The following is a 12,775-nucleotide window of genomic DNA, read 5'->3' on the forward strand; positions in this document are numbered from 1 at the left end:
TCAGATATGGGGGAACGTCTCGACCGTTGGCTCGGAGAGCGGCTTGAAGATTTGACCAGATCGGCGGTGCAAAAACTTTGTACCGATGGTCTGGTTTGTGCAGAGGGGCAGCCGCTTTCTAAAAATTACCGGTTGAGAGGAACCGAACGGGTCACTGTACAGTTACCGGATGCCAAACCGCTTGATGTTAAGGCACAGAATATCCCGATCGAGATTGTCTATGAGGATGAGGATCTGCTGGTTGTCAACAAACCGAAGGGGATGGTGGTACATCCTGCCCCGGGAAACTATGATGGAACGCTGGTAAACGCGCTGCTTTATCATTGTGAGGGCCGGCTCTCAAGCATCAATGGTGTGATCCGACCAGGAATTGTCCATCGGATTGATAAGGACACCAGCGGGCTTTTGATCGTGGCAAAAAAAGACAGCTCTCACCAGGCACTTGCTGAACAGATCAAAACCCACAGTTTTACCCGTATCTATAACGGGGTGGTTTACGGCAGTTTTTTGGAGGATTCCGGAACGGTCAACGCCCCGATTGGGAGGCATCCGACCGACCGAAAGCGGATGTGCGTAACAGAAAAAAATGCACGTGAGGCAGTGACCCATTATCAGGTCATCGAACGTTTTGGTAGATTTACCAATATGCAGTTCCAGCTTGAGACCGGGCGAACCCATCAGATCCGGGTACATATGGCACATTTAGGGCATCCGATCGTCGGAGACCCAGTCTATGGACCAAAAAAATGCATTACACGCCTGCATGGGCAATGCCTACACGCCCGGACGATCGGTTTTGTGCATCCGCGCACTGGAGCATATCTGGAGTTTACCAGCGAGCTTCCTGCGTATTACACTGCATTTTTAAACAGCATGGATGGAGGAATGACCAGATGGCAATAAATCTTTCAGATATTCTGCTTGTCAGCGATGTTGATGAAACCTTGGTAGAAGCGCCTGCTCCGATCCCTCCAAGAAACATTGAAGCAATTCGGCGTTTTACCGAGCAGGGAGGACGCTTTGCGATCGCGACTGGTCGCTCAGTATTTTCCACCAAACAGTTTGTTGACCAGCTTCCGGTCAATGCGCCATGCGTCCTGTTTAACGGGAGCGGTATTTACGATTATGCTGCACAGAAGATGCTGACCGCAGAATATCTTCCTGCGTCATTCCGCCAGCATATCGTCGATCTTTGTGCAGCGTTCCCCGCTATGGGTGCGGTTGTGCTGGATGAAAAAGATCTGTTTTCGGTTGCTCCAATAACCTACACCGACCGTTATCTCAGTAAGGAAAAGATGCTGTTCATTGACTATGATTTGGAGCTTTTAAAGGGTTCCTACTTGAAAGTGATCTTCACGATGGATCCGAAAATGCAGCCAGAAGCGATGGCATTTTTGGAAAGGCAGAACTGGCAGGATGTGCATTGTGTGCGTTCCAGCCCCTATTTTATCGAGATGCTTCCGCTTCACTGCAACAAAGGAAACGGGTTGCGTCGGCTTTCGGAGATGGTTGGGATTCCGCTAGACCGGGTTGCAGCGATTGGGGATTACGATAATGACCTCGAGATGCTGCAAACCGCTGGATATCCGGTCACAGTCGCAGATGCTCCGGACAGGGTCAAGCAGGTCTGCAAACTGGTAGTTGGACATTGCATGGATGGCGCGGTTGCCGATCTGATCGAACATCTTGAGACACACGGTATGTCATAAAAATTCAGTCTCTCCGCATATAAAGGGATGGGGAGGGATGTTTTATGCGATGGAAACCCGGTACAGCGGTAATCTTAGGCTTACTGGGGATTGCAGCCGCCTTTTTTACCAGTTATTCTTATCAGGCGATTACAGCGGTTGCCCCGTATGAGCGGATTGAAGGCCAGCCGACCATTGTTATCGACGCAGGACATGGAGGATTTGACGGCGGTGCGGTCGGTGATGATGGAACCGTCGAAAAGGAGATCAATTTGGCTATTGCATTGAATTTGCGAGACTTGTTCCAGATCAACGGATTTAAAGTGGTGATGACCCGTGAATCGGACGTTTCTACCGAGGATGAAGGGCTGACAACCACCCGGCAGCGGAAAAATTCCGATCTGCACAATCGAATGGCGCTTGCCAAGTCGTGCGACAATGCACTTTTTTTGAGTATCCACCAGAACAAATTTTTCCGCTCCAGATACTGGGGCGCTCAGGTATTTTATGGCCCAAAAAACGAAGAGAGCCGGACACTTGGCGCGATTATGCAGGAGCGCTTGGTCGATATGGTGCAGCCGGAAAATACCCGGCAGTTTAAACCCTGCACAGATGATGTCTATCTGATCTATAATGCGCCGATGCCAGCCCTCTTGATCGAATGCGGTTTTCTTTCCAATCCAGAAGAATGCGCAAAACTGAAAACGGACAGCTATCAGCGTCAGGTTGCATTCGCAATCTTTTCTGCAACGGCGGAATATTTGGGGTTGGAGCATTCTTAGCCTGCTGATTTTCAAGATGCAGCATCAGCAGGCTACCTTTATCCTGCAGGAGAGCAGAAGATCTCATATGTTTACGAACCCACATGATTTTGATGTTGCACAATGGATGGCATCAGGACAGATCGAATAGAGGAGCAAAAAATGGCAGTTACAAAACAAAAAAGCATCTATGTTTGCCAGAACTGTGGCTACGAAACCGTAAAATGGTATGGCAGATGCCCAGACTGTGGAGAATGGAATACTCTTTCAGAGGAGGTCCGGCAGCAGGTCTCAACATCAAAGCCAAAGTCTTCCGCAGCCGCTTCTTCCACCCGAAGCGCGACTGTTGCGAAGTTGAGTGAGATTTCATCAGATGACAGCCAGCGGTACCGGACCGGGGTAGGGGAGCTCGACCGTGTATTAGGTGGTGGAATTGTTGCTGGTTCGGTCACCCTGCTCTCGGGCGATCCTGGAATCGGAAAATCAACTCTTCTTTTACAAATTTGTCAATATCTATGTGGAACCCTCAAAATCCTTTATGTATCCGGGGAAGAAAGTGCAAGACAGCTCAAGCTCCGCGCCAACCGTTTGGGGGTGGACAGTGACAACCTGTATATCGCTGCAACCACCGATGTGGAAACGGTAATCGAGACAGTACGTCAGCTCTCGCCGGATCTTGTGATGGTCGATTCCATTCAAACAATGAGTCTTTCCGCACTTAATTCGTCACCGGGCAGCATTACCCAGATCCGGGAATCCACCCAAATTTTAAGTGGGATTGCCAAAAACGCGGAAATCCCACTTTTTATCGTCGGGCATGTCAACAAGGACGGCGCCATTGCCGGGCCCAAAATGCTGGAACACATGGTTGACGCGGTACTTTACTTTGAGGGTGAACGTCACCAGAGCTATCGTATCCTGCGAGCAGTCAAGAACCGATATGGCTCCACCAATGAGATCGGTGTATTTGAAATGGCTCAGAACGGGCTGCAGGAGGTTGGAAATCCCTCTCTAATGATGCTTTCCGGCAGGCCCTCGGGCATTTCAGGCACCTGTGTTGCCTGTGTTATGGAGGGAAGCCGTCCGATTCTTGCAGAGGTACAGGCGCTTGTTTCCAAAAGCGGATTCGGCACTCCCCGTCGTATGGCAACAGGTTTTGATTCCAATCGTGCTGCGCTGCTGATTGCAGTGCTTGAGAAACGTGCTGGATATTTTTTTGGAAATCTTGATACTTATATCAATGTTGTGGGGGGGTTGCGGCTGGATGAGCCAGCCGCAGATCTGCCTGTCGCGATCGCATTGGTCTCCAACCTGCTCGATCGGAGTGTTGCGGATCATATCGCAGCATTTGGTGAAATTGGCTTGGCAGGGGAGGTTCGTTCGGTCAGCAATATCCAGCAGAGGGTCAGTGAATCCTATCGTCTGGGATTCACTGCCTGTATCGTTCCCCGGCACAATCTGAAGGGGATCGACATCCGAGAGATGCCGGACATCCGCCTGATCGGAGTACAGAATATCTCTGAGGCGATCAAATGCATCTGAAATCTGTCGGCATCACGATTACCAGTCCTCCCGCAGGTCATCCGCATAGGGGTCTGTGGGGGTAAAGTAGCCGCAGCCATTCTCCTTGCAGCTCGTAATATAGGTGATTTCATCCAGGGCGCAGTATCCCTGCCTCTGATGATAACAGTCCTTGTCGCAGGGGATCAGATGAATTTTCCTCTCTTTGGAATTTTCCATTGGTTTTACACTCCTAAATATTCAAACTGTTTTGTCGGGTGTACTCAAAAGTATATCCAAATCCATCCGATTCATGCTGTAGGAATTGGCGGTATTCGGATGGAAAATCCGTATAAAATCCCCATTCCCGCAAACACTATCCTCATTCATCCGGATAGTCATTTGAGGGAATGGGGGATTTTTTTGCATTTTAAAAAATGTCTTGCATTTTTACTGGCTGTCGGTTCATTTGGAGGGGTTGCCGCTGCGCCAGCAGTCACATTACAACGTATTCCAACTGTCCAATGCTCTACGCCACAGCAGGTTTTATATGAAAAACACATCAACGCCAATGGGACGATTGAGGCGCAGACTGTGAAAGAGGTTTATCTGGAGACGCCGGTTCTGGCACAGGAGGTTTATGTCTCGGTAGGAGATTTTGTACAGGAGGGACAGGTAATCGCAGTGATTGACACCCAACTTACCAAAAGCGTTCTGCAACAGAGTATACCGGCGTCTTCGGTTCTGGACAACCTGCCAACCCATGCATCTGATATGACCGATTTCGCCGGACTTTATTCTGCTTTTCAATCTTCTGGCCTGGAGCTTGATTCTTTAGAAGAAATTGTTGACGCATACAGCACCTCCATTGGCTCGCAGGAACCGACGAATCCTTATCTCTACATCCCAGAGACAGTTGTTGCACCGATGTCTGGAATTGTTACCGAAGTAGGTATCAAGAGCAATGTCCTTTCCAGAACAGCGAAACCTGTGGTCACGATCGCAGACACCAAAGATTTCATTGCCAAGGTAACGGTAGGGGAATCTTTTATCTCTGACATTCATGTAGGAGATTACGCCAAAATCAGCGGAACCGGTTTTTCGGAGGTTTATTCGGGTTATGTCAGCAAGATTTATCCGGTTGCGCGCAAACTCTCGAATGGTACTGCACAGGAGACCGTGGTTGACTTGGAACTCACAATCAATGAGCCTGGACAAAGCCTGAAAGCGGGTTTTTCTGCACGTGCAGAGATCACAACTGATCATCAGCGGGAGATTCTCACCGTTCCATATGAGGCGATCCAACAGGATGAAGAAAATGTGGAATATGTATATTTGGCGAAAGGTTCTCAAGCGGTGAGGTGCAACATCCAGACTGGATTAGAACTGCTTGAAGGTGTGGAAATTGTTTCGGGATTGGGAGAGAGCGACCTTGTTATTATGGATGCACAAGCGGTACAAACAGGGGAGCGCATCACCCTGAAAAGGAGGTAAGCCGCCGCATGTTTTGGGACAGCCTTATTTGTAGTTTTCGGAATCTGGGAAGAAAAAAATTTCGCAGCTTTCTTACCATTTCCGGCATCTCTGTTGGAGTCGCATCAGTGGTTTTGATTGGTTCTATTGGGGAGATTGGAAAAAATACGATCAATCAGGAATTACAATCTCTCGGCTTGGGAAGCATTACTGTGAGTGCTGACCGTAAATTTACCAGCCAAAAGATGACAGAAGAGGATTTGACCCTGATCCGAGAGAATCCCAATGTAAAGAGTGCGACACCGATTGTGATGGATTACAGCAACGTTCGGATGCGTGGATTAGTTGCAAATTCGGTGCTATGGGGAACCGATCGGGGAGAGAATCAGATCATTTCTCTGACACCGCAATATGGACGTCTGCTCACACAGGCTGATGTCTCCAGTGCGGCAGAAGTATGTGTCGTGGATAGCAATGTCGCTAATCTGTTTTACAAGCGAGAAAACATTGTTGGAAAATTCCTTGACGCGATGATCGGAGGAAGTTATGTCCGCCTAAAAATCGTAGGGGTTGCGTCCTCAGGAGGAAACCTGCTGCAAAGTATGGTAGGGGATGTAATACCATCGTTTATTTATCTTCCATATACCACCTTGCAACGCTATGCAGGGGAGGCTTCGTTTGATCAAATCGCAGTCACGATGGTGGACAGCAAAAATGTTGAAGCTATGTCTGAACAGATTGCTGCAGCGATTAACCGTCAGCATAATATTTCCCGGGGATTTAAAGCAGACAACATCTCCAGACAGAAGGAAACGCTTGACCGTGTATTGGGCATCATTACGGTTGTTTTATCCGCTATTGCCGCTGTTTCGCTGGTGGTAGCAGGGCTTGGTATTATGACGGTTATGATTGTTTCAGTCAATGAGCGAACACGGGAAATTGGGATTAAAAAATCGATTGGCGCCACCCAAAGTACAATTTTGGTTGAATTTTTAATTGAAGCTTTTACCATCTCGCTAATGGGCAGTATGATTGGAGTAATCGTTGGAGTGTTGCTTACAGCGGCAGGATGTCTGGCTATCTCTATACCCGCACTCATCAATTTTCGTCTGATTGGTATAAGCATTGGAATTTCTGTGGTTGTCGGAATTGTATTTGGAGTTTATCCAGCAATGATGGCTGCTAGGCTTCACCCTGTCAATGCGCTTCGAATTGAATATTAGGAGAGCAAAAAACAGCCGTCTCTAAAGACGGCTGTTCAGAAGAATGGACAACTACCTAATCAATATTGACAATCTGCTTGCATCTGGGGTAATTGGGACATCCCCAAAATTCCTTCCCTTGGTTCATCCCTCGCTTTGCAACGCGCTTTACCATAGGCACATCGCATTTGGGGCAAACAGGTACTTTAAACCGGTATTTTTTAAAAAACTGCATTGGCTTTTCAATATTTCCTTCGAGTAGAAAATCCGATATTTTCCGCATTTCCTCCTCAGACAAAAATACGTTTGGATTCTGGTTCTGGAATCCCTTTAGGTAGGACGTCAATTGATCATGCTTAATAATAGACTCCTTTATTTCGTTGGGAGCTTCTGTGTCACGAATCACTGTCTTTGGATTTGCAAAAACAACAATTGCATGCATCAAAACATCTAAATTTTGCGTATTCAGAGTGGGAATCTGAGCAAGCAAGAGTTTTTTGAGCATTTCGGAATGATGACGGTTTTGCGTAACTGGATTGTAAATCCCTTCTTTTTTATAGATAATTCCTGTAGGTGTTTTAAAGCACCGGTTAAAATCACCTTTATTTGTAATTTCAATATCGTCAATAAACTTTTTACACTCAATCACAAAGATGCCAAAAGAAGCAATAACGATAAAATCGATCTGTGCATTGGTATCATCATTTTTTAAATAAATATCCTGCAAAATCAAAAGCGGCAGATAGCTATTTTTCAGTTCATAGGCAACGTTTTTTTCGCCTGTCAAACCACTCGATAATTTTTTAATATCCTGCTCAACCTCAGCTACCTGCTCCGGAATAACCAAGTCTTTCAATGTTTCTAACTGTTTAATCTGCCTAGGAAGAGATAAGTTCTCCTTAACAAAAATAGGTTCCGAAAATGATAATTCCTTTTTTACCGGCTTTGCTTTAAAAAAATTTAAAAGAGCCAACCATAATCACCACTTTATCATTTTTATCGTTAAATCCAGAAAATCCGACTTTTTCCTTTATTTTATTATATATGATATCAAGGATATATTCAAGAATTTTTTTCTTTACAATTTTTTAGAATCCTATTGACATAAAACAACGATTATGGTATTATACAAAAGTCGACCGTCAGTTTGAAAGGGTTATACTGTGGGGGCGTAGCTCACCTGGGAGAGCGCTTGAATGGCATTCAAGAGGTAGTCGGTTCGATCCCGATCGTCTCCACCAATAAAAGAATCGTACAATATCTATTTTATAAGATATTGTACGGTTCTTTTATCTTTTTATAATCTACTTACAGGGAAAATCCTCGTGACAAAATCATTTTTTTGCGGTAAAATAAGAACGTATATTCTTCACAGGAGGGGCACAGATGGGATCAGAAGAGCGGAGTGTTCGAACATTGCGGGGTGTCGGTGAACGACGGGCGCAGGCATTAGAGCGCCTTGGCATCCATACAATAGAAAATCTGCTGCTGCATTACCCGCGAAACTATATAGACCTGTCTAAACCCTGCGAGATTTCATCGGCACCGTTTGATGAACCGTGTACAGTACGGGCAGTAGTGGTCAAGAAAGGCAGTGAAATCCGGGCAGCCAGTGGGATACGGATGTATAAAGCGGTCGTTGAGGATGAGAGCGGCTCTCTGGAACTGACTTTTTTTAATAATAAATTCGCACTTGATGCGCTTGAATACGATAGAACCTATCTGTTTTATGGCAGGCTGGGTGGAACCCTGCAAAAGAGGACGATGGGTGCTCCACAAATTTATCCAGCGGATACCAGTGCATCCTTTTCTGCGGTATATCCACTGGCTAACGGGATCAGCAATCGGGTGATTTCTGGGCTGATTGCGCAGGCGCTTATGCTCGCACCAAATCTGCCGGAATGTATACCGCAGCAGATTCTTGATTCCTTCCATCTGGATGGAATTGCGCAGGCGGTAGAGATGATCCATCACCCAACCGATGCGGAAACACTGGGACGCGCAAAGCGCCGCCTGATCTTTGAAGAACTGTTCACGCTGGCGGTCGGAGTCGGATTGCTGCGGACCCGTATCCGCCAATGCAGTGCAGTGCCGATGCAGCCCCACTCGCTGCAAGCATTCTATGATGCGCTGCCGTTTACACTAACAAATGCACAGCAGAGAGCGATCGACGACCTGACTGGCGATATGCAGCGGTCAACGCCTGCAAACCGGTTGGTACAGGGGGATGTTGGATCGGGCAAGACGATGGTAGCAGCAGCCGGGGCATACTTTGCATTTCTTTCGGGGACACAATCCGCGATGATGGCACCAACTGAGTTGCTCGCGCACCAGCACTACAGCGGCCTGGAACCGCTCTGTTCCCGTTTGGGAATGCGGGTTGGGCTGCTGGTGGGTTCGATGACTGCTTCTCAGAAGCGAAAACTGCGGGAACGGCTTGCGGCAGGGGAGATAGACTTCTGTATCGGGACTCATGCATTGATCTCCGAAGGCGTCACCTTCCGAAACCTTGCTCTGGTAATTACAGACGAGCAGCATCGTTTTGGAGTGGCGCAGCGTGCCGCACTCCAACAGAAGGGAGCGCATGTCCACACACTGGTCATGTCTGCAACCCCAATACCGCGCACCCTCGCACTGATGGTCTATGGGGAACTGGATATTTCGGTCATTGACCAATTGCCTCCAAACCGTCAACCGGTAAAAACCTATAAGATCAGTTCTGGCAAGCGGGAGCGGGCCTTCGGTTTTATCCGCCAGCATCTTGATAGGGGATTACAGGCATACATTGTCTGTCCACTGGTCGAGGAGGATACCGAAAAAGAGGCCACAGGATTATGCGCAGCGACAGGATATATGGAAGAACTAGCAAATGGAGCGTTTTCTGGCTACACAATCGGGCTGCTGCATGGAAAGATGAAATCCACAGATAAAGATCGAGTGATGTCAGACTTCAAAAGTGGGCAGATTCAGTTGCTGGTTTCGACCACAGTGGTTGAGGTGGGGGTGGATGTGCCCAATGCGGTAATTATGATGGTTGAGAATGCCGAGCGGTTCGGGCTGAGCCAGCTTCATCAACTTCGAGGCAGGGTCGGACGGGGAGCCGAGCAATCCCATTGCATTTTGCTATCCGACAGCCGCAGCCAGGATACTTTGGACCGCCTTCAAATGATGTGCCGTTCAAATGATGGGTTTCAGATTGCAGAATATGATCTGCAAACCCGGGGTCCGGGAAATTTCCTAGGACAGCAGCAGCATGGCTTGCCCTCCCTGCGGATTGCTGATCTGAGCACCGATACTGACACGGTTACAGAAGCGCGGCAAGCTGCAAAACAGGTATTGTCTGTCGACCCTGATCTTTCCCAGCCACAGCATGCGGCCTTGCGTGCCGCAGTAGGGCGCCTGATGGATGTGGTTGGGGAACGTCCAAACTGAGGGACGGAGAACAGCCAATGTCTCAAAACAAAGCAGGTCGCTCTGCATTTGCAGAGCGACCTATTGAAATAGAATTACTGTTTGGACTGGTAGATCGCATACGCATCACGAGCGATCATCAGTTCCTCGTTGGTCGGGATTACCCAAACCTGCGTCTTGCTGCCGTCGGCCGAAAGCAATGCCTCCTGGCCGCGCATCCCTTTATTCTTGGCCGGATCGAGTTTGATGCCAAAGCACTCCAGACCTTCGCAGACCTCTTCCCGCAGGAAATCGGAATTTTCACCCATACCGCCAGTGAAGATCACTGCGTCAATTCCACCCATAACCGCCGTATAGGCGCCTATGTATTTCTTGATCTGGTAGTGGAGCATATGACAGGCGAGGGCAGCGCGCTCATTGCCTTCATTCATTGCACCAACAACATCTCGAGCATCACTGGAAACACCCGAGATACCCAGCAGACCAGATTTTTTGTTGAGGATCGCATTGACTTCCTCGTTGTTCAGGTTTTCTTTCTGAGCAATCGCATTGATGAGTGCGGGGTCAACGTCACCGCTGCGGGTACCCATCATCAAGCCGGCAAGCGGGGTATAGCCCATCGTGGTATCGACTGATTTTCCACCATCTACTGCAGTGATCGATGAGCCATTACCCAGATGGCAGGACACAATTTTGAGTTCTTCCGGCTTTTTGCCGAGGATTTCAGCGAGACGCAGGGTTACATACCGATGGCTGGTGCCGTGATAGCCATAACGGCGCATACCGTACTTCTCGTAATATTCATAGGGAATCGCATACATATAGGCCTTGTCCGGCATTGACAGATGGAACGAGTTGTCATAGACTGCAACCTGAACTTTGCCCGCAAAGGTTTCACGGCAGGCTTTGATGCCGGTGACCATCGCGGGAATATGCAGCGGGAACATGGAGCTGGTACCTTCAATTCCGGCAAGCACCTCGTCAGTGATCTCGTTCGACTGGGACATGCTGAATGCAACACGATGTCCAACAGCAACGATGTCATCCATACTGTCGATGACCTTGGTTTCTCCGCTGGTCAACAGTGCGACGACCTTGTCCAATGCAGCTTTATGGTTTGCAAGCTCCTCATTGAGAACCTTCTTTTCACCATTCCATTTGTAGGTGAGGATACCTCCTTCGATTCCGATTCGCTCACAGTTGCCCGAGGCGAGGACACTTTCATCCGCCATGTTGATGAGCTGATACTTGAGCGAGGAGCTGCCTGCATTGACGACGAATACATTGTTCATTCCAAATCTCTCCTTACACACGTCTTATAATACCCATAGGGGTTTGCTCACTACATTGACCAAGGGGATTATCCTTGAGGATTTTGCAAAGCAGGTCCCGGTCCATGCTTCGGTCAGATGTCCCAAGAATCTGGCCTTCGAGATCGTTGATGTCGGTGATGGCGACCGGAACCCCAACCTTTTTGGAAATGTCTGCTGCTGCTTCATCCGGCTTATCCGGTCCAAGCACAACATAATGGTTATAGGGCGGCAGGGTGAAATCACAGGGTCCATCAATACTGCGCGCTTTATATCCAGCAATATTGTAGAACCAGCCGCGAATCCCAAACAGCTTTCCAACCGCTGAAATCGCTGCTGCAAAGAGAATGCGTATGGTGCCGCACTCCCGAAGCGCCATCTCCATGGTCTCGGGCATTGCCAGCCCGATTCCATAAGGGGTCCGCAGCACAAACCGGCTCAGAAAGCGGGCGAGCGGACGCGGATGGATCTGGTCAATCGGGATAGCGCGCTTCTGGGTGCAGGCTACCGCTTTTTCGGTGATAAACAGGATATCGCCTTCCTGCACGAGCGAGGAGGCGTATTTGTCGGCCACTTCAACAATATTGTCCTGATCAGTAATAACATGGGTTTTGATACAGAGCCGACGGTATTCCACGCCGTCAACGGTGATTGTTTCGTTCTTTTCGGGGTTGACTACATAACCAGCCCCCTGGTTTTCTTCATTTGGCATTTGCGTATCCCGCCTTATCTTCAAAATCGTAGATTTTTAATGGCTTTATTTTGGAAGTTTTCCCTGAAAATTATACAACAATTCGCGGCAACAGTCAACGGGGGATTCGCCCTGCTTTTTCCAGCCTGAAAGATAGTCCTTTAAAGGATGTTAAGAAAGTGCGCATAATTGTAACGGTTAGTTGGTAGATTTTTTTCGTATGGCAGGTATAATAAGGGCAATCTTAAATTTGGGAGGTTTCTTTTATGAGTTTGGGAAGCAATTTGTTTCAGGCGAGAAAAAAGAGCGGGTTTTCACAGGAGGAGGTTGCAGAAAAATTAGGTGTCAGCCGACAGACCATTTCCAAATGGGAATTGGGTGAAACACTTCCGGACATTTGCCAATCGAAAAGGATGGCGGAGTTGTATCACCTGACTTTGGATGAATTGATAGAGTTTGATCCTGAATTGAAAGAAATAGAGCGCTTCATTGAAACCGCAGACGAAGAAAAGCAGTCAAGGATTAACTGGACAGAGATGTGGGGTAAAAAATACCCTGTTTTAACCACCTATCAGCAAATCGTCAAGATTCAGGATTACATCACGCCATTAGAAGAGCTGCAAAACCGTCTGAAAGCGGAGTATGGGTATCATGATCTGGATGCATTTTTAGAAGCTGTATTCATAAGCGTTTAAGCAAGGTATGGAAATGAGAAATTTTGACGATAGTCTCAGCAGAT

General features: G+C 47.9%; 12 protein-coding genes and 1 tRNA gene. 9 read left to right on the forward strand and 4 right to left on the reverse strand.

The window, feature by feature from the left end; all coding sequences use genetic code 11:
* Positions 1-6 precede the first annotated feature (6 nt).
* From D5269_RS12915 to radA, 4 genes are all read left to right on the forward strand, one after another.
* Positions 7-903 (forward strand): RluA family pseudouridine synthase, encoded by an 897-nt coding sequence (locus D5269_RS12915; RefSeq protein WP_242828999.1) that lies wholly within the window; start codon positions 7-9, stop codon positions 901-903.
* Complete coding sequence (locus tag D5269_RS12920) at positions 894-1,709, forward strand: Cof-type HAD-IIB family hydrolase (RefSeq protein WP_016317815.1); 816 nt, start codon at positions 894-896, stop codon at positions 1,707-1,709. Before D5269_RS12915 ends, D5269_RS12920 begins: the two co-directional genes overlap by 10 nt.
* A gap of 44 nt (positions 1,710-1,753) precedes the next feature.
* Positions 1,754-2,470 (forward strand): N-acetylmuramoyl-L-alanine amidase, encoded by a 717-nt coding sequence (locus D5269_RS12925; protein ID WP_120485928.1) that lies wholly within the window; start codon positions 1,754-1,756, stop codon positions 2,468-2,470.
* 141 nt (positions 2,471-2,611) lie between these two features.
* Positions 2,612-3,991: a DNA repair protein RadA gene (radA, locus tag D5269_RS12930; RefSeq protein WP_016317817.1), complete on the forward strand. Its 1,380-nt coding sequence runs from the start codon at positions 2,612-2,614 to the stop codon at positions 3,989-3,991.
* An 18-nt stretch (positions 3,992-4,009) separates the two neighbouring features.
* Here the strand turns inward: radA and D5269_RS12935 are convergent, their stop codons facing one another.
* Entirely contained in the window at positions 4,010-4,189 is a 180-nt protein-coding gene (locus tag D5269_RS12935) for a hypothetical protein (protein ID WP_016317818.1), read from the reverse strand.
* A 99-nt stretch (positions 4,190-4,288) separates the two neighbouring features.
* On the opposite strand from D5269_RS12935, the gene D5269_RS12940 reads away from it, so the two are divergent.
* Both D5269_RS12940 and D5269_RS12945 read left to right on the forward strand, forming a co-directional pair.
* Positions 4,289-5,443, forward strand: coding sequence for an efflux RND transporter periplasmic adaptor subunit (locus D5269_RS12940; RefSeq protein WP_166545181.1), 1,155 nt, complete (start codon positions 4,289-4,291; stop codon positions 5,441-5,443).
* Between the two features lie 8 nt (positions 5,444-5,451).
* Entirely contained in the window at positions 5,452-6,645 is a 1,194-nt protein-coding gene (locus D5269_RS12945; RefSeq protein ID WP_120485930.1) for an ABC transporter permease, read from the forward strand.
* 55 nt (positions 6,646-6,700) lie between these two features.
* Here D5269_RS12945 and D5269_RS12950 read toward each other — a convergent pair whose 3' ends face one another.
* Entirely contained in the window at positions 6,701-7,597 is an 897-nt protein-coding gene (locus D5269_RS12950) for an NERD domain-containing protein (protein ID WP_120485931.1), read from the reverse strand.
* 192 nt (positions 7,598-7,789) lie between these two features.
* On the opposite strand from D5269_RS12950, the gene D5269_RS12955 reads away from it, so the two are divergent.
* Together D5269_RS12955 and recG are read left to right on the forward strand one after the other, a co-directional pair.
* A tRNA-Ala gene (locus D5269_RS12955) sits at positions 7,790-7,865 on the forward strand.
* A 145-nt stretch (positions 7,866-8,010) separates the two neighbouring features.
* On the forward strand, positions 8,011-10,056 hold the full coding sequence (gene recG / locus D5269_RS12960; protein WP_166545182.1) for an ATP-dependent DNA helicase RecG: 2,046 nt from the start codon (positions 8,011-8,013) through the stop codon (positions 10,054-10,056).
* A gap of 74 nt (positions 10,057-10,130) precedes the next feature.
* Here recG and D5269_RS12965 read toward each other — a convergent pair whose 3' ends face one another.
* On the reverse strand, positions 10,131-11,327 hold the full coding sequence (locus D5269_RS12965; protein ID WP_120485933.1) for an acetate kinase: 1,197 nt from the start codon (positions 11,325-11,327) through the stop codon (positions 10,131-10,133).
* Positions 11,328-11,340: 13 nt separating this feature from the next.
* The gene (locus D5269_RS12970; protein ID WP_120485934.1) at positions 11,341-12,057 is read right to left on the reverse strand and encodes a coenzyme F420-0:L-glutamate ligase; all 717 of its coding nucleotides are present in this window, start codon (positions 12,055-12,057) and stop codon (positions 11,341-11,343) included.
* Between the two features lie 245 nt (positions 12,058-12,302).
* Between D5269_RS12970 and D5269_RS12975 the strand changes: the two genes are divergently transcribed.
* The gene (locus D5269_RS12975; RefSeq protein ID WP_120485935.1) at positions 12,303-12,731 is read left to right on the forward strand and encodes a helix-turn-helix transcriptional regulator; all 429 of its coding nucleotides are present in this window, start codon (positions 12,303-12,305) and stop codon (positions 12,729-12,731) included.
* Positions 12,732-12,775: the final 44 nt, after the last annotated feature.

Source organism: Anaerotruncus sp. 1XD42-93 (genome assembly GCF_009917605.1).
GTDB lineage: Bacteria > Bacillota > Clostridia > Oscillospirales > Ruminococcaceae > Anaerotruncus.